Here is a 19,399-nt window from a genome sequence, read left to right on the forward strand (position 1 = left end):
CACACTCCTCAGCGACGCAACAGGGGCAGTACGGCGGTGCCGAGCAGGTCGACGCCCCGGTCGTCGGTCAGCCCGTGCGGGGTGCCGAACTCCACCCGCCGGACCCCGGCGTCGATGAGTTGCTGGGCCTGGGCGGCGACCTGTGCGGGGGTGCCGGAGAAGGCGAAGCGGTCGAGCACCCCGTCCGGGATCAGGCGGCCGGCGGCGTCGTGCTCGCCCGCGTCGACGAATTCGCCGACACGCGCCACCAGGCCGTCCGGCAGGGTGACCGTCGGGTCCAGGTCGGCGACCACGGCGAGGTACATGGCGACCTCGGTCCGGGCCTTGGCCCGTGCGGCCTCGCCGTCGGTGTCGACCACCGTCACCGCGCCGAGGACGATGCCGACCTCGTCCACGTCGCGTCCGGCGGCGAGGGCGCCGACCCGGAGGCGGTCCTGGACGACCGGCACCATGTCGGGGTTCGCGCTGCCGCCCACCTTGATCTCGTCGGCGATCCGGCCGGCCAGGGCCGCGCCCTTCGGTCCCCACGCGCCGATCAGCAGCGGCGGATCGGGGCGTTGCACGGCATACCGCAGCGCGGTGTCCGGGGCCAGCGTGAAGACCTGTCCCCGGTAGCCGTCGCGGTCACCGCGCAGCAGGCGGTAGACGACCGCCGCCGCCTCCTCGATGGTGGCCAGCGGCTTCGGCTGGGCCAGACCGACCGCGCCGAGCCAGGTGCCACGGGCCAACCCCAGGTAGGCCCGTCCGGCAGACGCCAGGTCGAGCGCGGCGATCTGGCCGGCGATCTCGTACGGCGCCAGGGAGTACGGGTTGAGGCAGGCCGGGCCGAGGCGTACCCGGCTGGTGGCCTGGGCCATCTCCAGCAGCGGGAACACCGGTGGCTGGTACATCAGGTCACCGAAGACGGTCAGCACGTCGAATCCGTGCGACTCGGCGGCACGGGCCAACCGGGCGTACGCGCCGGCCGGTTTGTCGCTCTGTAGACCGAGTCCGATCTCGACCGTCATCAGGTGAGGTCCGCCGAGTTCATCCGGCGGCGGCAGGTGCGTTCCACCTTCATGACCAGCCGCTCCTCCGGGTCCGGGCAGGCGAAGAGCGAGTCCTGGTCGAGCCAGTCCCCGGCGGCCAGGTCCCGCTGTTTCGCGGCGAGGAAGGGCAGCACGGCGGCGAGGGCGTAGACGCAGAAGTGCTTGCCGTCGGGCAGCTTCAGGTGGGCGCTGTTGACCAGGTCGAACGAGTCGCCGATGGCCATGCCGCAGACCGAGCGTCCCTCGATGCGGTCCACGCTCACCCGCAGGTCGTAGATCTCCATGTCGCCGTCCGGGCTGTCGGTCATCCTCGCTCCTCCTCGTCGAGCCGTACGATGATCTTGCCGGTGGTCCGCCGGGCGGCCAGGTCGTCCAGGGCCGCCGGAGCCTGTGCCAGCGGCACCACCCGGCTGACCGGGGGCCGGACCGCGCCGGAGTCGCAGAGGTCGAACAGCGCCCGGTAGGCGGCGGCGACCGCCTCGGGGCGACGCCACGGGTACTGCGAACCCCAGGAGAGCCCGATCAGGTCGGCGTTCGCCGCGATCAGCCGGGCCGGGTCGACCGGCGGTGGCGGGCCACCGGCCGCGCCGACACTGACCAGCCGCCCCTCGAAGGCCAGGCAGTCCAACGAGCGGGCGAGCAGGTCGCCGCCGACCGGGTCGACGACCACGTCCACGCCCTGCCCGTCGGTGGCCTCCCGGACCGCCGCCACGAAGTCCTCGCCGGTGTAGTCGATCGCCACGGAGGCGCCCTGGGCCCGGCACACCCCGGTCTTCGCCGGGCCACCGGCGGTCGCGACCACCCGCGCGCCCCGGGCCACGGCGAGTTGGGTGACCGCGATGCCGACCCCACCGGCACCGGCGTGCACCAGCACCGTCCTCCCGGCGGTGACCCCGGCGCGTTCCAGCGCGAACCAGGCGGTCTGGTAGGTGACCGGCAGGGCCGCCGCACTCGTCGGGTCGACGGTGGAGGGGCGGGGCACCACCACGGTCGCGTCGACCGTCACGGTGTCGCCGAGGGCACCGCGCGGCAGCGCCGGGCAGGCGAGCACCTCCTGACCCAGCAGGTGCTCGGCACCGGCGCCGGCCGCCACCACCCGACCGGCCGCCTCGACACCCGGGGTCATCGGCGGCTCCGGCCGCACCGGGTACTCGCCCCGGCAGAGCGAGACGTCGAGGAAGTTCAGCCCCACGGTGCGCACCGCGAGTTGGACCTCGCCGGGACCGGGCGCGGGGTCGTCGGGCCGGTCGGCCACCGACAGCACCCGACCGGGTTCACCCGTGTCGTACGCGACCAGCCGCCGGATCATCGCGCCGCCACCGCGTCGTCCACCGACTCGGCGTGGTGGTGCACGATCTGCCATCGGCCGTTGACGCGACGCAGCACGTCGGTGACGCGGGCGGACGACGGCGGGTCCTCGGCGCAAGCCCGCGCGATCAGAAGGTAGCGGGCCAGGCCCACGTCGCCCCACACGTCGATGCGCTTGTCCTGCGCCGAGAGCACGGCCAACTGCGGGCGTCGACCGGCAGCGTCGCGCTGGTCGCGGTACGCGTCCAGCTCCGCCCGGGTCCGCAGCGGCCCGGGCAGGTGGGTCTCCCAGGTGGTCACGTCGGCGTGCAGGTGCCCGTCGAAGCGGTGGCGGTCCCCGGCGAGGAAGGCCGCGTACAGGTCGTCGATGAGCGCGGCGATGTGCGCCGCGTCGGCTGCCACGATCGTCATGCCGCCTCCGTCCGGTCGTCCCGGGCGATCCGCCCGCCCTTCATCACCCAGCGCACACCCCGGAACGCCGAGGTGGCGGTGAGTGGGTCCTCGTCCATCGCGATCAGGTCGGCCAGCTTGCCGACCTCGACCGTGCCCCGGTCCTCCTCGACACCCAGCCAGCGCACCGGTCCCCGGGTGCCGGCGTGCAACGCCCGCGCCGGGCCGATCCGCTCGGACATGCACTCCAGTTCCCGGACCGTGGCGTTGGTGCCCTCGAAGTGCCAGAACGGCGGCATGTCGCTGCCGAGCAGCACCTCCACCCCGGCGTCGACAGCCATCGCGAAGCTCTCCAGGTGCCGGGGGCCGGCCCCGAGCGACCGGCACTGCATCCACTCCGGTACGCCGAGTTCGTCGAAGAACTCCTTGCAGCGGGTCACCAGCAGCGTCGGCACCAGGGCGGTGCCCCGCTCGGCCATCCGCGTCACCACCTGCGGAGTGAGCTGGTAGCCGTGCTCCACACAGTCCAGTCCCAGCTCGACCGCCGCGCCGATGATCTCGGCCGGCCCGGCGTGCGCGGTCACCTTGCGGCCCCAGGCGTGGGCGGTCTCCAGCACGGCGGCCAGTTCGTCGGTGAACAACTGCGGGGTGTTGATCCGCTCGTGCTCACCGGCGATGCCGCCGGAGATCATCACCTTGATCAGGTCCGCGCCGGCCTTGATCTGACTGCGGACGCCGCGGCGGAACCCGACCGGCCCGTCGCACTCCAGGGTGTCGCTGCTCTCGTGCCCGTGCCCGCCGGTGCAGACCAGCGCCCGGCCGGCGGTGAGGATGCGGGGACCTTGGACCCGACCGGCGGCGATGGCCCGGCGCAACGCGAAGTCGGCGTGGTCCTTCTCGGCGACGCAGCGCACCGTGGTCACGCCGCAGTGCAGCGTGCGCCGGGCGCCGTCCGCCATGTAGTACGCCAGGTCGTGCGGACCCATCGTCTTGACGTCGTCGCCGCCGGTGCCGGGCAGCGACAGTGACAGGTGGGTGTGCATGTTGACCAGACCAGGTGTCAGGTACGCCCCGTCCAGGTCCACCTCGCGGACCGCTCCGGCGGCCTGGGCCTGCGCCGCCACCTGGGCGTACGGGCCGACTGCGGCGATCCGGTCGCCACGTACCCAGACGGCGGCGTCCGGCACCGGGTCCGCACCGTCCACCACGCGCGCGTCCAGCACGGTGCAGTGGGCCAGCAACAGATTCGACTCGACGGCGCTCATGCGATCACTCCATAGGTCTCACGGGCGGCGTCGGCGGAGACGTACCCCTCCGCCACGTCACGGCGTACCGCCTCCGGATCCCGCAAACCCGGATCACCATGACCACCACCACCAGCGGTCAACAACGACACCCGATCACCCGCCACCACCGCCGTCCGACGCGTACTCACCCGCGCCTCGCGATCCGTACCCGGAAACACCACCACCTGATTCGGCGCCGGCGACAACCCACCCGCCAACGCCCACGGCGCACTCCGCGTCTTCTTGATCACCGACAGAAACTCCCCCGACGACACGAAACGAATATCCCGCCGCAACCCACACCCACCCCGAAACCGCCCCGCACCACCCGAATCCGCCCGGATCTCCACCCGCTCGAAGAACATCCCGGTCTTGGCTTCCAGGACTTCGACGGGGGTGTTGCGGGCCTGGGTCTGGCACAGGTGGTTCGCCGGGCCGATGCCGTCGTGGTCGACGGTGCCGCCCCAGCCCACCGGGTCGTTGTTGCTGACCGCGAAGATCTGACCGGTCTCCGGATGCGCGCCGACCATCATGAACCCGGGCACGTCACCACCACTGGACGCCGGCAACCGCTCCGGCATCCCCTGCGCCAACGCCTTGTAGATCAACTCCAGGGCGACCGTCCCGGTCCACTGGGTGAAGGTCGCCGCCGGGTAGACCGCGTGGAACAGCGTGCCGGGCTCGGCGCGTACCCGCAGCGGGGCGAAGTGCCCGGCGTTGCTCTGCTCGGTGGGGGTGGTGATCGCCTTGAAGGCGACCCGGCAGGTGGCGATGGTGGCGCCCAGCGGCAGGTTGACCGGGCCCGGTACGGCCGGTGAGGAACCGGCGAAGTCCACGGTGAACGTGCCGTCAGCGACGGTCACCGTGGCCCGCATCAGGATCGGCTCGTCGGTGACGCCGTCGTCGTCGAGCCAGTCCTCGGCCGTCCAGGTGCCCTGCGGCAGGACGGCGACCGCCTCGGCGGCGGACTCGGCGGCCGTGGCGATGAGCCGCTCGACCACGGCGTCCACGGTGGCCGTCCCGTGCCGGCGGTACACCTCGGTGAGTCGGCGCTCGCCGGTGCGCAGCGCGGCGATCTGCGCGTGCAGGTCACCCAGCACCGCGTCCGGCATCCGCGAGTTGAACCGGATCAACTCGTGGATCTCCCGCACCGGCACACCCCGGGACACCACCTTCGTCCCCGGAAAGATCAACCCCTCCTGGTGCATGTCCGTCGAATCCAACACGTACCCCGGATCCTTCGCCCCCAGATCCATCCAGTGCGCCCGGATGCAGAGGAAGCCGATCAGCTCCGTCCCGTCGGCGCCTTCCGGGTCGGGCAGGAAGACCGGGGCGAAGAGAGTGGCGTCGTAGCTGTGCGCGGCGTTCCAGTACGGGTAGTTGAGCAGCACCACGTCGCCGGGGTGCAGGTTCTCCCGACCCACGTACTCCACGCCCCTGGCCAGGGAGTAGTCGTTCGCGCCGAGGAACCGGGACAGTCCGGTCGACTCCGCGACCAGCCGCAGGTGGCGGTCGTAGACGGAGATGCCGAAGTCGTGCACCTCGTAGATCACCGGGTTGAACGCGGTACGCACCAGCGTCACCCGCATCTCCTCGGCGGCGGAGGTGAGGTAGCTGCCGATCACCTCGACGGTCGCGCCGTCGACCGTGGTCTCACTCATCGACGTCCACCCCGTAGACCTCGCGGGCGACCTGCGCGGAGACGTACCCCTCCGCCACGTCACGGCGTACCGCCTCCGGATCCCGCAAACCCGGATCACCATGACCACCACCACCAGCGGTCAACAACGACACCCGATCACCCGCCACCACCGCCGTCCGACGCGTACTCACCCGCGCCTCGCGATCCGTACCCGGAAACACCACCACCTGATTCGGCGCCGGCGACAACCCACCCGCCAACGCCCACGGCGCACTCCGCGTCTTCTTGATCACCGACAGAAACTCCCCCGACGACACGAAACGAATATCCCGCCGCAACCCACACCCACCCCGAAACCGCCCCGCACCACCCGAATCCGCCCGGATCTCCACCCGCTCGAAGAACATCCCGGTGCGGGCCTCCATCACCTCGATCGGGGTGCCCCGGCCGGTGCTGCCGGAGACGTGGGTGGCGGCCTCCATGCCGTCGTGCTCGGGCGTGGCGCCCCAGCCGACCAGGTCGTTGTTGCTGACGGCGAAGATCTGACCCGTCTCCGGATTCGCGCCGACCATCATGAATCCCGGCACGTCACCACCACTGGAGGCCGGCAACCGCTCCGGCATCCCCTGCGCCAACGCCTTGAGGATCAGCTCGACGGCGACGATGCCGGTCCAGAGCGTGAAGGTCGGCTGCGGGTAGACCGCGTGGAACAGGGTGCCCGGCTCGGCGCGTACCTCCAGCGGGGCGACGGTCCCGGCGTTCGACGGCTCGTCCGGTGAGGTCAACGACTTGAGGATGACCTTGCAGATCGCCTCGGTCGCGCCGAACGGCATGTTGATCGGCCCCCGGGTGGCCGGTGCCGAACCGGCGAAGTCCACCACGAACCGCTCGTCGGTGACGGTGACGGTGACCCGCATCTTGACCGGGTCGTCGGTGATGCCGTCGTCGTCGAGCCAGTCCTCGGCCGTCCAGGTACCCTGCGGCAGGGTGTCCAGCGCGGCCCGGGTGCGGGCCTCGCCGTCGGCGATGATGTGGTCGACGGCGGCGGAGACCGTGTCCCGGCCGAACTTCTCGATGATCTCCAGCAGCCGGCGCTCGCCGGTACGCAGCGCGGCGATCTGCGCGTGCAGGTCACCCAGCACCGCGTCCGGCATCCGCGAGTTGAACCGGATCAACTCGTGGATCTCCCGCACCGGCACACCCCGGGACACCACCTTCGTCCCCGGAAAGATCAACCCCTCCTGGTGCATGTCCGTCGAATCCAACACGTACCCCGGATCCTTCGCCCCCAGATCCATCCAGTGCGCCCGGACACAGAGGAAGCCCACCAGCTCGCCGTCGCTGTCGGTGTCCGCCGGGTCGGGTCGGAAGACCGGCGCGAACAAGGTCGCGTCGTACGCGTGCGCCGCGTTCCAGTACGGGTAGTTCAGCAGCACCACGTCGCCCGGGTGCAGGTTCTCCCGACCCACGTACTCCACGCCCCTGGCCAGCGAGAAGTCGTTCGCACCGAGGAAGAAGGTCAGCCCGGTGGCCTCGGCGACCAGGCGCAGGTCGGCGTCGTAGATCGACAGGCCGAAGTCGTGCACCTCGTAGATGACCGGGTTGAACGAGGTCCGGATCAGGGTGGCCCGCATCTCCTCGGCCGCCGACAGCAGATAGCTGCGGACGACCTCGACCTGTGCGCCGTCCAGTGTGGTCATGCCGACTCCTCCAGGGTGACCAGCAGGTAGCGGTGGTCGTCGACGGTGACGCGCTGGCCACTGGGCACGACCGTGGTGGAAGTGCCCTCGTCGACCAGCGCCGGGCCGGTGAACGTGTCGCCCGGCTCCAGCGCGGCCCGGTCGTACACCGCGAACGGGACCACCGCGCGCGAGCCGAAGTCGTACGCGTCGCGGTGGGTGAGCAGGGCTCGGGCCGGGTCGCCGTCGCCGCGCGGGTGGGTGCCCAGCTCCGGGCGGGTGGTCCGGCCGATGCCGCGTACCCGCAGGTTGAGCAGTTGCAGCGGGTTGTCCATGATGTGGCCGTAGCGGGCTCGGTGCACCTCGTCGAAGGCGGCACGGACCGCGTCGCGGTCCAGCGTCGACCCGACGGTCACCATCAGGCTGTGCTCCTGGCCCAGGTAGCGCACCTCGAACTGGCGCTCCAGCACGGCCTGGTCGGCCGGTACGCCCTGGGCCACCAGCGAGGCGACCGCCTCCGCCTCGACGCCCTTGAACAGCGCCTCCAGCTCGTCGAGGCCCACCTCGTCGAGGCCGGCCATCACGGTACGGCTGAAGTCGTTCACGATGTCCGCCGACAGCATGCCCCAGGCGGAGAAGCCGGACGGCGCGAACGGCACGACGACCTCGCCGATGCCCATCTCGCGGGCCAGCAGCGGAGCCAACAGCGGCCCGGCCCCGCCGAACGCCAGCAGCGAGAAGTGCCGGGGGTCGTGCCCGCGTTCCACCGTGATCTGGCGTACCGCGCCGACCGTGCGGGCCAGCAGCACGTCGAAAACTCCGGCGGCGGCGGCCGTCGCGTCCAGCCCGAGCGGCCCGGCCAGTTGCTCGTCGATCGCCGCCCGTGCCGCCGTGTCGTGCAGGCCCATGGTGCCGGCGAGGAACCGGTCCGGGTCCATGTAGCCGAGCACCACCGCCGCGTCGGTGACGGTCGGGCGGGTGCCGCCCCGGCCGTAACAGACCGGTCCCGGGTCGGCCCCGGCGCTCTGCGGCCCCACCTTGAGCAGCCCCCGGTCCAGCCAGGCGATCGAGCCGCCACCGGCCCCGATGGTCCGGATGTCGTACGTCGGGATCAGCAGCGGGAAGTGCTCCAACTGCGCCTCGTACGCGGCGACCGCGGTGCCGTTCTCGATCACGCAGGCGTCCAGCGAGGTGCCGCCGATGTCGAACGTGAGCAGCCGCTCCCGGCCCAGCTCCGAGGCGAGGTACGCGGCGCCGACGATGCCGCCGGCCGGGCCGGACAGGACGGTGTGCGTCGGTGACGTCTTCGCCACCGCGCTGGTCATCGAGCCACCGCCGGAGCGCATGATGAGGAACTGTCCGGCGAAGCCTCGCTCGGCCAGACCGGACTCCAACTCGTCGACGTATCGCTCGAAGATCGGCCGGATGTACGCCTCCAGCACGGTGGTGCTGGTCCGCTCGTACTCGCGGTACTCGCGCACGATGTCGGTGGAGAGCGAGAGGCTGACGTCGGGGAACTCCTCGCGGATCAGCCGGGCCGCCTCGCGTTCGTGGGTGGGGTCCAGGAACGAGTGCAGAAAGCAGATGGCGATCGAGGTCACCTGGTGGTCCACCACCAGCGTACGGGCGGCGGTGCGCACGCTGTCCGGGTCCAGTTCCTCCACCACCCGGCCCCGGTGGTCGAGGCGACCGCGTACCCCGGCGGTGAAGCGGCGCTGCACCAGGCTCGGCGGGCGCTGGTACTGGAAGTCGTACATGTGGTCCGATGGCACGTTGCCCCGGCCGATCAGGAAGATGTCGCGGAAGCCCTCGTTGGTGATGATCCCGGTCCGGCCGCCGCGCCGCTCCAGCACCGCGTTGAGTCCCAGCGTGGTGCCGTGCGTGAACAGCTCCACCTCGGACAGGTCGGTGCCGAGCGCGGCGATGGCGGCGAGCACCCCGTCGGCGGGACGGGCCGGGGTGGTCGACGCCTTGCGGAAGCGCACCCGGTTGGTGCGGGTGTCGAGTTCCATCGCGTCGACGAAGGTGCCGCCGATGTCGACGGCCAGCCGGATGGGGCGACGGGTCATGGCGTGTCGGCCTGCTTTCCGATCAGGGCGGGAAGTTCCGGGACCCGCCAGCAGGCGGCCCGGCTCGCGCCGTACGACTGAAGGTCCTGCGGCTCGGAGCGACAGGTGTCGGTGGCGAAGGGGCACCGGGCGGCGAGCGCGCAGCCGGTGGCCGCGTCGGTCTCCTCCAGGTCCTTGACCAGCTCCACCCCCGCGACGGACGCGGGCGGCGTGCCGAGGCGCGGTGCGCTGGCCAGCAGTGCCCGGGTGTAGGGGTGGCGGGGGGTGTCGAACACGACGTCGACGGGCCCCTCCTCGACCACGCGACCGAGGTAGAGCACCGCCACCCGGTCGGCGAAGCCCCGGACGGTGGCCAGGTCGTGCGAGATGAAGACCGAGGCGCGGTCGTTGTCGGCGGTGACGTCGGCGATCACGTCGAGGATCTGGGCCTGCACGGTGACGTCGAGGGCGGAGGTGGGCTCGTCGAAGACGATCAGGTCGGGCTCGCCGACCAGCGCGCGGGCGATGCCGATGCGCTGGGCCTGACCGCCGGAGAGCTCGTGCGGGTAGCGGCGCAGGATCGACCGGTCGAGTTCCATCCGGTCCAGCACCGCGGCGACCCGGGCGTCGCGCTGGGCGGCGGGCAGGCCGGCGGCCCGTAGCGGCTCGGCGATGGAGTCGCCGACGGTACGCCGGGGGCTGAGCGACCCGATCGGGTCCTGGAAGACGAGTTGGGCGCGGGTACGCAGGCGGCGTAGCACCCGGCCCCGGGGTGCGCGGCGGCCCGGTTGGCGTACCAGGTGTTGCCCGGCGACGGCGACGGTGCCGGCGGAGGGCGGGACCAGACCCATGATGAGTTTGGCGAGGGTGCTCTTGCCGCAGCCGCTCTCCCCGACCACGCCGAGGGTCTCGCCGGGTCCCAGGCGCAGGCTCACCCCGCGCAGCGCGTGGTGGCCGCCGGAGCCGAAGCGGCTGCGGTAGACGACGTGCGCGTCCTCGATCTCCAGCACGGCGGACCCGGACTCCGTCGCGTCGGGTGCGACAGTGGGCGTGGGTGCCGCCTCGTCGGTGGTGATCGCACCGGTCTGCGGGTGGTAGCAGGCCAGCGACCAGTCGGCGGCGGGTGTGTCCATCCCGCTGGCGGGCGTGTCCATCGGGGTGGTGAGCGGTCGGCTGGTGGTGCAGGTGTCGTCGGCGTGCGGGCAGCGGGCCGCGAACGGGCACTGGTGCGGGGCCTCGCGCAGCAGCGGCATGGCGCCGGGGGTGGCCACCACCGGTCGGCCGCCGACGTCGGGCACCGAGCGCAGCAGTGCCCGCGTGTAGGGGTGCGCCGGTTCCCGGAAGACCCGGTCGGCCGGTCCGCTCTCGACCACGGTGCCGGCGTAGAGCACCACCACCCGGTCGCAGACCTCGGCGATCGACGCGAGATCGTGCGAGATCAGCAGCACGCTGCGGCCGTCCACATCGGCGGCGTGCCGGAACTGGCGCAGGATCTCCCGGGTGAGCGTCACGTCCAGGCCGGTGGTCGGCTCGTCGGCGATCAACAGGCCGGGGGCGCAGCCGCTGGCCAGCGAGATCATCACCCGCTGGGCCATGCCCCCGGACAGCTCGTGCGGGTACGCGTCGAGGCGGCGTTGCGGGTTGCGGATGCCGACCGCCTCGAACAGCTCCCGCGCGGCCTCGCGGGCCCGTTCGGCGGACATGTCCTGGTGGGTGACGAGCCGGTCGGTGAGCTGGCGTCCGACGGTGCGGGTGGGGCTGAGCGCTCCGCGCGGGTTCTGGAAACAGATCGCCGCTCCCCGTCCCCGGTGCGCGGCGAGGGCCGCCTCGTCCATCCGCAGGACGTCCGCGTCGTCGAAGCGAACCCGCCCGCTGGCGTGCGCGCCGGTGGGCAGCAGGCCGACCACCGCGCGGGCCACCATGCTCTTGCCGCCGCCGCTCTCGCCGACCAGGCCGACCACCTCGCCGGGCCGGACGGTGAGGCTGACGTCGCTGAGGGCCGCGACCTGCCGGCCGGCTCGGTGGATGACCACGGAGAGGTTCTCGATGGAGAGCATGGTTACCGTCGCTTCGCGTTCGCGCGTTCCTGCAGGCCCTCGCCGAGCAGGCTGAACCCCAGCACGGAGACGAACAGGGCCAGGCCGGGCGGCACGCTGGTCCACCACCGGCCACCGACCACGTCCGGGGCACCGAGGCTGATCATGGCGCCCCACTCGGCCTCCGGGATGCTGACGCCCAGCCCGAGGAAGGAGAGCCCGGCCAGGGTGAGCATCGCCCAGCCACAGTTCAGCGGCGCGATCGTCCGGACCGGGGTGAGGCTGTTGGGCAGCAGGTGCCGCCAGAGGATGCCGGTCGTCGAGGCGCCCGAGGTCACCGCGGCGTCGACGAACGGCAACTCCCGCTGGGTGCGCACCTCGGCGCGGACCAGTCGGGCGTACGCGGGGGCGTTCACCGCCGCGATGGTGATAATGAGGTTGACCGTGCCGTTGCCGAGCAGGGCCGCCACCGCCAGGGCGAGGATGAAGGTGGGGAACGCCTGGAAGATGTCGACGACCCGCATGAGCACGTCGTCGATCCAGCCGCCCCGGTAGCCGGCCACCAGGCCGAGCAGCGTGCCGACCACCACGGCCAGGGCCACCGCGGCGACCGCGATGCCCAGGTCCAGCCGGGCCGCGTGCAGCACCCGGCTCCAGACGTCCATGCCGTTGGTGTCGGTGCCGAGCAGGTGCGCGCCGGCCGGGGCGGCCAGGGTGGCGTTCGGGTCGACCTCGGTCGCGCCCCAGGAGGAGAGCAGCGGCGCGGCCAGGGCGGCCAGTGCGACCACGGCCAGGAGGGTCGCGCCGGTGATGATCAGGATGCGGGAGAAGCGGTCGTCCCGGCTGCCAGTGACGATCACCGCGTCGGCGCCGGCGTCCCCGGGGCCGACACCGCGCAGGTCTGCCATCAGATCCTCACTCTCGGGTCGAGGATCGCGTGGACCACGTCGGCGATGAGGAACACCAGCACGTAGCAGAGCGCGATCACCACAACGGAGGCCTGCACCACCGGGTAGTCCCGGTACAGCAGGCCGCGCAGCGCCCACTGGCCGAAGCCCTGCCAGGAGAAGACGTACTCGACCAGCACGGTCGAGCCGATGGCGGTGCCGAAGACCAACGCGGCCAGGGCCGGCAGCCGCAGCAGCGTGGAGCGCAGCAGGTAGCCGTAGAGCAGGGTCCGCTGCGGCAGCCCGTGCGCCGCCGCCGCGGTGTACGCCTCGGAGTTGAGCACCTCCAACGCCGACGCCCGGACGCTGCGGAGCAGCGGTGCCATCACGCCGACGACCAGGGTGAGCACCGGCAGTGCCAGGTACGCGGCGGCGCTGGCCAGCGCCGGTCCGTTCCCGGTCAGCGCGGCGTCGACGAGGCCGGCGCCGGTCAACGGGGTCAGGTTCGTGTCCGGGTCGACCCGGCCGCTGGGCGCCGGGAACCAGCCCAGCATGCTGTAGCCGACCAGCACGAGCACCAGGCCCAGCCAGAACTCCGGGATGGAGTTGCCGACCAGGGCGAACAGCCGTACGCCGTGGTCGCCGACGCTGTTGGCACGCCGGGCCGACCAGACGCCCAGCAGGGTGGCCACCACCAGCGCGATGGAGACCGCGATGACCACCAGTTCCAGGGTGGGTCCGATCCGCAGCGCCATTTCCGCGCCGACCGAACCGCCGCTCTGGATGGAGGTGCCGAAGTCGCCGGTGACCAGCCCGCCGAGGTAGTCGAGGAACTGCCGCCACAGCGGCTGGTCCAACCCGAACCGGGCGCGGGCCGCCTCGGCGTCCGCCTCGCTGGCGTTCTGGCCGAGGATGCTCCGGACCGGGTCGCCGGGCAGCACCCGGACGATGAGGAAGGTCAGGACGACCACCCCGAGCAACACCGGGATGAGCTGGAGCAGCCGCCTGACAACGAAACGAAGGATTCGCATGAAGGGAGCCGGCCGCGCCTAGGCCGACCTGCTGAGGTAGCGCAACCGGGCGAGGCCGTCCATCGGCTGCACCCAGCCGGCCACCGCCTCGCGTACCGGGAGGTTGAAGTTGGGCTGGCAGATGACCACCCACGGCACGTCTGCGGCGAGGATCTGCTGGACCCGCTGCCAGAGCGCGTTGCGGGCCGACTCGTCGACGGTGGTGTGCGACTGCTCGTAGATCTGCTCGATCTCCGCGTTGGTGTAGTTCGAGTAGTTGAGGTTCGCGCCCTCGACGAAGCTCGTGGCCAGCATGTACTCGACGTCGTTGACCCAGAGCTGGCCGGAGGTGAGCTGGAGCGGGATGTTCTTGCGGGTCCGCCGCTCGCCCAGGGTGGCCGGGTCCAGCGGGGTCAGCTTGAGGTTGATGCCGGCCTTCGCCGCCTCGCTCTGCACCTGCACCGCGATGCGCTGCTGCTCCTCGTTGTCGGCCTCGAAGACCAGTTCCGACTCGACCGAGGCGCGACCGGCGGCGGTCAGCGCGGCGCGGGCCCGGTCCACGTCGTGCGTGAACGGGTAGCCGCTCTCGTCGTACCCGGGCATGTCCAGCGGCACCGGGCTCTTGGCGGCCCGGGCGTCACCGCCGTACACGTTGTTGATGATCTGCTCGTACGGCACCGCGTAGGCCAGGGCCTTGCGGACGTCGACGTTGTCGAACGGCGCCGAGGTGACCGACATCTGGATCGCGACCTGGCGGTTGCTGGCCGCCGAGATCACCTTGACCCCGTCGGTGCTGCGCAGGTCCTCGATGTCGCGCTGGCTGACGCCGAGAGCGATGTCGATGTCACCGGCCTGGAGTTGCAGCCGCTGGTTCGAGGCGGCGGGCACCACGGAGATCCGGATCGTCGGCGTCCTGGGCGCGTCCGGTCCCGGGTAGCCGGTGTTCGCCGTCAGCTCGATCTCCTGCCCCTGGGTGGCCCTGGCGACGTTGTAGTAGCCGCCGGTGGGGGCGTTCTTGGCGAACCACTCCTTGGCCCACGGGTCGTCGGCGGTGGCGTGCTTCTTGGCCTCCACCGAGTCGAAGACGTACAGCGAGATCGCCTGGATCTGCCGGGTCAGCGCGCTCGGGAACGCCTGGTGGAACTCGACGGTGTGGTCGTCGACGACCTTGACCTGGTCGGGCTCGGTCAGGCCGATGGTGCGGTAGATGCCGGCCACGTTCGCCTGGGCGGCGAAGGCGCGGTCCTTGGACCACTTCACGTCGGCCGCCGTCATCTCGTTGCCGCTGGCGAACGTGACGCCCCGGCGCAGCTTCAACGTCCACACCTTCTGCTCGGCGTCCGGTTCGAAGGACTCGGCGAAGGTCGGGGTGATGTTCTGGGTGTCGAGGATCTGGCTGTCACCTGCGGTGGTGACGCCGTAGTCGATCATGTAAGGGAAGACGTTCTTGAACATCATCAGCGCGGTCAGGTCGAAGCCGACGAAGTCCTGATCCCAGCTCGACAGGTAGCTCGACACCGCGATCCGCAGCGTGCTGGCGGTCGGGCCGCCCGACGTCGAGTCGTCCGAGTCCGAGCCGCTGTTCGCGGCGCAGGCGCCCGTGGCGAGCAGGAGCGCGAAACTGCCGCCCAGCTGCAGCACCCCGCGGCGGGAGATGGCGGGCGAGGAGGGGCCCACACCAGGTGAACGTGCCATGAAGTAGTCCTCCTAGAACTACGAGGCGGACGGGCCGCGCAGCGGACCCACTCGTGTTCTATCGGATTAGGCACAAGTGAACAAGACCCCAACGCTTGTTCACAGCCGATCTCCCGAAATTGGCACCAATGCCCGGCCGAACGGCTGATGAAGTGCGGCTCAAGTGTTCACACAGGTTCACACAACTGATACGTATGCCTATGCACAGTCGTCCCGTCGATGCGGGTACCCCCACGGCCGCACCCGCCCCTGGGGAGACCTGGGTGCGCGCCCGCGGTGGCATGCTGCCCGGCCACGACCGACCTGACCGACGCGCTCTGGCGTGCGCACCTCGACCGGCTCACCGAACGGGCAGCCAACCCGGACACCATGTGGAACTGGATGAGCGCACTGCGGGACGGGCTCGGCGGCAACTTCCAGGCCCGCACCCCCGACGTGCAGCAACGGCCTGTCCCGCTACTTCATCGCGGCGATCTGGATCAGGTTGCCGCAGGTGTCGTCGAGCACGGCGGTGACCACCGGACCCAGGTCGGTCGCCTCCTGAACGAACCGCACACCCAGCCCCTTGAGGCGTTCGACCTCGGCGTGGACGTCCTCGACGGCGAACTGCGTGAACGGGATACCGTCGTCGACCAGCGCCTCCTTGAAGGGCCGGGCCGCCGGGTGGCCGTCCGGCTCCAGCAGCAGTTCCACCCCGTCCGGGTCGGCGGCGGACACCACGGTGAGCCAGCGCGCCGCACCGGCCGGCACGTCGGTCTTCTTCACGAAGCCCAGCTTCTCGGTGTAGAAGGCGAGCGCCTTCGCCTGGTCGTCGACGTACACGCTGGTGATGTTGATGCGAAGCACGGTCGCTTCCTCTCAGTCGGTGGGCCACCGCTCGGCGATCGCGCGCAGCGGGCCGGTGTCGATGTGGTGAAACTTGTACCGGCCCTGTCGCCGGACGTGCACCAGCCCGGCCTGTTCGAGCACCGCGAGGTGTTGCGAGATGGCCTGACGCGACGACGTCAGGCCGTGCTTCATGGTCAGCCGGCCGCAGATCTCGAACAGGGTCTGGCCGTCCCGGTCGACCAACTCGTCCAGGATGATGCGTCGCGTCGCGTCACCGAGGGCCTTGAACAGATCCGGTTCCGCGTCCACCCGCACAGTTATAGGCAAGCAGCGACTTGCCTGTCAAGTCCGCCACGCCCCGTCGGGCTCAGCCGATCGAGTGGGCGTGCCGGGCGGTCCGCTCGGCCAGCCACAGCCAGCGGCGCTGCACGTCACCGCTGGTGGCGGCGACCATCGACAGGGCGTCGCCGCCCACCTTGCGCAACGCCTCCGCCTCGGCCGCCGGGTCGTCCAGCAGTGCCGCGCCATCGCGGAACGCCTCCGCCTCGGCCGACCCGCCGAACCGGGGCGCGACCTCGTCACGCCAGAACTCGGCCCAGGTCGACTCGGGGTTCCAGGAGAACCGGGCGTACGCCAGGTAGCTGATCTCGTTGGTCGGGTGGTACGCGGACGCCTCGGCGAAGATGGTCAACCCGCGCATGCCGGCGGCGGCGGTCCGGGTGGCCATGTCGGTGTACATCTCCGGCACCCACGAGTGCCGCTGCCGGTTCCACTGCGACCCCGCGTGCGTGCGCAGCACGTTGGTGCGGTGCGGCAGCGCCGCCACGTGCTCGGCGGTCAGCCGGTCCCGGTTGTCGTACCAGAAGCCCCGGTTGACGCAGTACTGGTACGCCACGTCGTCGGGCAGGTCGGCCAGCGGCCGTTGCGCGTCGAGGTCGAAGATGTTGTCCCAGTACACCTCGACCAGGTGACGCAGCGGCACCCCGGCCGGGCCGGGCCGCCGGGCGGTGTCCAGCAGGGTCGGGTACACCGACCGCATCGCCTCGTACGACCAGGAGGTGCGCTCGCCACCGGTGCGGCCGGCGCACCGCGCGCAGGCGCAGCTTCCGTAGTCGCCGGTCTCGAAGTTGATCCCGCCGACCGGCAGGGTGTCCAGCAGCCAGTCGACGGCGTCCCGGTGCCAGGCCAGGTTCTCCGGCTGCGACGGGCAGGCGGCCATCATGTACTCGCTGGCCGGGAAGTGCAGGTCGCCGAACTCGTCGATGTCGAAGCCGACCTTCTTCGGCAGCTCGGCGGCCAGGTCCGGGCGTCGGCGCAGCCAGGTCGCGAGGTTGTACCGGTGCCGGCCGTCGAAGTAGATGCCGCCGTAGGCGTTGATGCCCACCCCGGCGATGATCCGCACCCCCCGGGCGTTGGCGTACTCGCACAGGTCGCGGGCCGCCTCGACGCCGCCGTGGGCGTCGCGCAGCAGCCCGTACACGACGATCCCGCCGATGCGTTCGGCGCTGCAGAAGTCCACCAGCCGCCGGTAGTCGGCCCCGAAGGCGTCGGCCCCCTTGGCGTACGGGTTCAGTGCGCCAATCTCCTGCTGGCCGAGCTGGCGCAGGTCCCAGTTGGTGGAGTGGTCCCAGGTCCACAGGGTGCGCAGCGCCAGTCCGGGGGCGTTATGGTGCGACCCGACGGGCAGCCCGGCCGGGGTGGCCCGGGCCAGCAGGTCCCGGACGGCGTAGACCAGGCCAGCGAACGGGTCGCCGACGACGCGGATCTCCCCGGTGGCCGGCGCCTCGACCCGGAAGCCGCCCTCGGGCAGCGTCGGGTCGGGGACGAACCGTACCGGCTCCGGCCCCTCCCCCAGCGATTCGGCCAGCAGGGTGGCCGCGAACGGCGCGTGCTCGGCCCCGTGCACCCGGACGCCGGGAATCTGGCGGTACGACATCATGACCTCCCGAGGGACTGCGGGGTGGCGGCCAGGTAGTCGACGATGTCGAGAGCCGCCCACACCCGGTGTCTCCAGTACGGATCGTGTTCGACGAGGGCGCGGGCCGCCGCCGCGTCGGGTGCCCGCAGCACGAGGACGGAGGCGCTCAGGTCGGCGCGGGCCCCGGCGATCAGGGCGGTGCCGTCGGCGAGCAGTCCGCGTACGTGGGCCAGGTGGGCCGCCCGGTGCGGCTCGCGACGACGGACCGCGTCGGCGGCGAAGGTGGCGGTGACCAGCCAGGTCGGTTCGAAGATCACGTGTCTGCCCCGATCGCCCCGACCAGGCGTTGCAGGGCCACCCGGTAGACACTCTGCGGCCGGCCGGCACCGGTGCTGACGTGCACGCCGACCTCCTCGGCGAACCCGGCCGCGCGCAGCGCCTTGAGCAGCCGGCGGGCCGAGCGGGTCTCCACCCCGTACGCGTCGGCCAGACCCCGCGCGGTCACCTGGTGGGGGTCCATCTGGTGCAGCGCCTCCAGCAGCCGCCGGGTGGACAGCGGCCCGAGGCGCAGTTGCTCGGAGACCCGCAGCACGCCGGGGGCGGTCTCGCGCAGGCGCTGCTTGACCGCGCCCTCCCGGGTGGAGTAGATCTCCCCGTCCGGAAAGACCACGTGCGTCTCGCCGCCCCGGCCCAGGGCGAGAGCCTGTCGGGCGTTGGCCTCGGCGGCGGCGATGGTGGTGCCGGCGCCGAAGCCGACGCTGTGGTCCCCGTCGACGCCGCGCAGGCTGAGCAGGGAGGCGTGCCCGGCCCGGTGCCGTGCGATGGCGCTCTCCACCGTGCCCCGGGTGGTCGTGATGAGCAGGGTCCGGTCGTCGATGGTGTTGAGTCGTCCGCGCATCCGCTCGGCGTGCTCCAGCAGTGCTTCGCGCAGCCGCAGGCGCTGCCGTTCCGCCTGGTAGGGGTCCTGCGGGCGGCTCGCCGACTCGGCCACCTCGATCATCATCACCGCGATCTGGGTGGCCCGGGACTGGCGTACCTCGGCGGCGAGCCAGGCCCGGCGCAGCGCGTCGCGGACCGAGGCCCGGGTGTGCTCGACACGCCAGACCGGCACCCCGCGCTCACGCAGTTCCCGGTGCACCGCGCCGAGGCAGGTCAGGCACGCCTCGACGGCGCCGGACTCGTACCGCTCGCGGTGGTAGGCGGTGATCTCGGCCAGACCGGAGAAGAGCAGGCCGGACGAGTCGGCGATCGGCAGGATGTCGGTGGGCGGGCTCAGTTCGATGTCGTGGTACGTCTCCCGGACGGTCTCCGCCTCGATGGTGTCCACACTGACCCGGGGCAGTTGCCCACCGCCGGCCAGCAACATCCGGGACAGGGTGCGGTACAGGTCGATCCCGGCGTGCCGGATGTAGTCGATCTCGGCCCGCAGCCCACCGGCCGCCGCGGCGAAGGCGTACGGGATGCGCCCGCTGAATAGCAGCACCTGGCACAGGTCGTCCAGCTCACGGGCCAGGGCGGGGGCCTGCTCGGGGTCAGTGTACGCGCGGGTGGTCGCCTCCTCCGCGCGGCCCTCCCCGGCCGCCACCTCCTGTACGAGCCGGATCGAGTCCTCCGGGCCGATGATCCCGATCACGCTGCCGCCTC

General features: G+C 71.7%; 17 protein-coding genes. All 17 read right to left on the bottom strand.

Features of this window, described 5'->3' with window-relative positions; genetic code table 11:
- Positions 1–8: 8 nt before the first annotated feature.
- The 17 genes from ID554_RS30185 to ID554_RS30265 all read right to left on the bottom strand — a co-directional run bounded on the left by ID554_RS30185 (position 9) and on the right by ID554_RS30265 (position 19,388).
- Positions 9–1,007: an LLM class flavin-dependent oxidoreductase gene (locus ID554_RS30185; RefSeq protein ID WP_117226910.1), complete on the bottom strand. Its 999-nt coding sequence runs from the start codon at positions 1,005–1,007 to the stop codon at positions 9–11.
- Complete coding sequence (locus tag ID554_RS30190) at positions 1,007–1,336, bottom strand: TIGR04076 family protein (protein WP_117226909.1); 330 nt, start codon at positions 1,334–1,336, stop codon at positions 1,007–1,009. Before ID554_RS30190 ends, ID554_RS30185 begins: the two co-directional genes overlap by 1 nt.
- Positions 1,333–2,337 (bottom strand): zinc-binding dehydrogenase, encoded by a 1,005-nt coding sequence (locus ID554_RS30195; RefSeq protein WP_117226908.1) that lies wholly within the window; start codon positions 2,335–2,337, stop codon positions 1,333–1,335. Before ID554_RS30195 ends, ID554_RS30190 begins: the two co-directional genes overlap by 4 nt.
- A complete protein-coding gene (locus ID554_RS30200; protein ID WP_117226907.1) occupies positions 2,334–2,747 on the bottom strand; it encodes a nuclear transport factor 2 family protein in 414 nt (137 codons plus the stop codon). Before ID554_RS30200 ends, ID554_RS30195 begins: the two co-directional genes overlap by 4 nt.
- Positions 2,744–3,991 (bottom strand): amidohydrolase family protein, encoded by a 1,248-nt coding sequence (locus ID554_RS30205; protein ID WP_117226906.1) that lies wholly within the window; start codon positions 3,989–3,991, stop codon positions 2,744–2,746. The genes ID554_RS30200 and ID554_RS30205 overlap by 4 nt, the downstream gene beginning before the upstream one ends.
- On the bottom strand, positions 3,988–5,673 hold the full coding sequence (locus ID554_RS30210; protein ID WP_117226905.1) for a hydantoinase B/oxoprolinase family protein: 1,686 nt from the start codon (positions 5,671–5,673) through the stop codon (positions 3,988–3,990). Before ID554_RS30210 ends, ID554_RS30205 begins: the two co-directional genes overlap by 4 nt.
- Positions 5,666–7,354, bottom strand: coding sequence for a hydantoinase B/oxoprolinase family protein (locus ID554_RS30215; RefSeq protein ID WP_117226904.1), 1,689 nt, complete (start codon positions 7,352–7,354; stop codon positions 5,666–5,668). The genes ID554_RS30210 and ID554_RS30215 overlap by 8 nt, the downstream gene beginning before the upstream one ends.
- A complete protein-coding gene (locus ID554_RS30220; RefSeq protein ID WP_117226903.1) occupies positions 7,351–9,402 on the bottom strand; it encodes a hydantoinase/oxoprolinase family protein in 2,052 nt (683 codons plus the stop codon). The genes ID554_RS30215 and ID554_RS30220 overlap by 4 nt, the downstream gene beginning before the upstream one ends.
- Positions 9,399–11,438, bottom strand: a complete 2,040-nt coding sequence (locus ID554_RS30225; RefSeq protein ID WP_117226902.1) for a dipeptide ABC transporter ATP-binding protein — start codon at positions 11,436–11,438, stop codon at positions 9,399–9,401. The genes ID554_RS30220 and ID554_RS30225 overlap by 4 nt, the downstream gene beginning before the upstream one ends.
- Before the next feature lie 2 nt (positions 11,439–11,440).
- Entirely contained in the window at positions 11,441–12,325 is an 885-nt protein-coding gene (locus ID554_RS30230) for an ABC transporter permease (RefSeq protein ID WP_117226901.1), read from the bottom strand.
- Positions 12,325–13,335: an ABC transporter permease gene (locus tag ID554_RS30235; RefSeq protein WP_117226900.1), complete on the bottom strand. Its 1,011-nt coding sequence runs from the start codon at positions 13,333–13,335 to the stop codon at positions 12,325–12,327. The genes ID554_RS30230 and ID554_RS30235 overlap by 1 nt, the downstream gene beginning before the upstream one ends.
- Before the next feature lie 18 nt (positions 13,336–13,353).
- On the bottom strand, positions 13,354–15,009 hold the full coding sequence (locus tag ID554_RS30240) for an ABC transporter substrate-binding protein (RefSeq protein ID WP_117226899.1): 1,656 nt from the start codon (positions 15,007–15,009) through the stop codon (positions 13,354–13,356).
- A 456-nt stretch (positions 15,010–15,465) separates the two neighbouring features.
- A complete protein-coding gene (locus tag ID554_RS30245) occupies positions 15,466–15,855 on the bottom strand; it encodes a VOC family protein (protein ID WP_117226898.1) in 390 nt (129 codons plus the stop codon).
- A gap of 12 nt (positions 15,856–15,867) precedes the next feature.
- The gene (locus ID554_RS30250; RefSeq protein ID WP_117226897.1) at positions 15,868–16,146 is read right to left on the bottom strand and encodes an ArsR/SmtB family transcription factor; all 279 of its coding nucleotides are present in this window, start codon (positions 16,144–16,146) and stop codon (positions 15,868–15,870) included.
- 58 nt (positions 16,147–16,204) lie between these two features.
- Entirely contained in the window at positions 16,205–17,773 is a 1,569-nt protein-coding gene (locus ID554_RS30255; protein ID WP_117226896.1) for a FliH/SctL family protein, read from the bottom strand.
- Positions 17,773–18,072, bottom strand: coding sequence for a YciI family protein (locus ID554_RS30260; protein WP_158573683.1), 300 nt, complete (start codon positions 18,070–18,072; stop codon positions 17,773–17,775). The genes ID554_RS30255 and ID554_RS30260 overlap by 1 nt, the downstream gene beginning before the upstream one ends.
- Complete coding sequence (locus tag ID554_RS30265) at positions 18,069–19,388, bottom strand: hypothetical protein (protein WP_158573682.1); 1,320 nt, start codon at positions 19,386–19,388, stop codon at positions 18,069–18,071. The genes ID554_RS30260 and ID554_RS30265 overlap by 4 nt, the downstream gene beginning before the upstream one ends.
- Positions 19,389–19,399: the final 11 nt, after the last annotated feature.

Source organism: Micromonospora craniellae, assembly GCF_014764405.1.
GTDB classification, from domain to species: Bacteria; Actinomycetota; Actinomycetes; order Mycobacteriales; family Micromonosporaceae; genus Micromonospora; species Micromonospora craniellae.

Excerpts from the sequence above, each read along its gene's own strand:
- ID554_RS30240 (WP_117226899.1), bottom strand. The coding sequence starts at position 15,009 with ATGGCACGTTCACCTGGTGTGGGCCCCTCCTCGCCCGCCATCTCCCGC.
- ID554_RS30230 (WP_117226901.1), bottom strand. The coding sequence starts at position 12,325 with ATGGCAGACCTGCGCGGTGTCGGCCCCGGGGACGCCGGCGCCGACGCG.
- ID554_RS30190 (WP_117226909.1), bottom strand. The coding sequence starts at position 1,336 with ATGACCGACAGCCCGGACGGCGACATGGAGATCTACGACCTGCGGGTG.
- ID554_RS30185 (WP_117226910.1), bottom strand. The coding sequence starts at position 1,007 with ATGACGGTCGAGATCGGACTCGGTCTACAGAGCGACAAACCGGCCGGC.
- ID554_RS30220 (WP_117226903.1), bottom strand. The coding sequence starts at position 9,402 with ATGACCCGTCGCCCCATCCGGCTGGCCGTCGACATCGGCGGCACCTTC.
- ID554_RS30215 (WP_117226904.1), bottom strand. The coding sequence starts at position 7,354 with ATGACCACACTGGACGGCGCACAGGTCGAGGTCGTCCGCAGCTATCTG.
- ID554_RS30255 (WP_117226896.1), bottom strand. The coding sequence starts at position 17,773 with ATGTCGTACCGCCAGATTCCCGGCGTCCGGGTGCACGGGGCCGAGCAC.
- ID554_RS30210 (WP_117226905.1), bottom strand. The coding sequence starts at position 5,673 with ATGAGTGAGACCACGGTCGACGGCGCGACCGTCGAGGTGATCGGCAGC.
- ID554_RS30205 (WP_117226906.1), bottom strand. The coding sequence starts at position 3,991 with ATGAGCGCCGTCGAGTCGAATCTGTTGCTGGCCCACTGCACCGTGCTG.
- ID554_RS30195 (WP_117226908.1), bottom strand. The coding sequence starts at position 2,337 with ATGATCCGGCGGCTGGTCGCGTACGACACGGGTGAACCCGGTCGGGTG.
- ID554_RS30200 (WP_117226907.1), bottom strand. The coding sequence starts at position 2,747 with ATGACGATCGTGGCAGCCGACGCGGCGCACATCGCCGCGCTCATCGAC.
- ID554_RS30235 (WP_117226900.1), bottom strand. The coding sequence starts at position 13,335 with ATGCGAATCCTTCGTTTCGTTGTCAGGCGGCTGCTCCAGCTCATCCCG.
- ID554_RS30225 (WP_117226902.1), bottom strand. The coding sequence starts at position 11,438 with ATGCTCTCCATCGAGAACCTCTCCGTGGTCATCCACCGAGCCGGCCGG.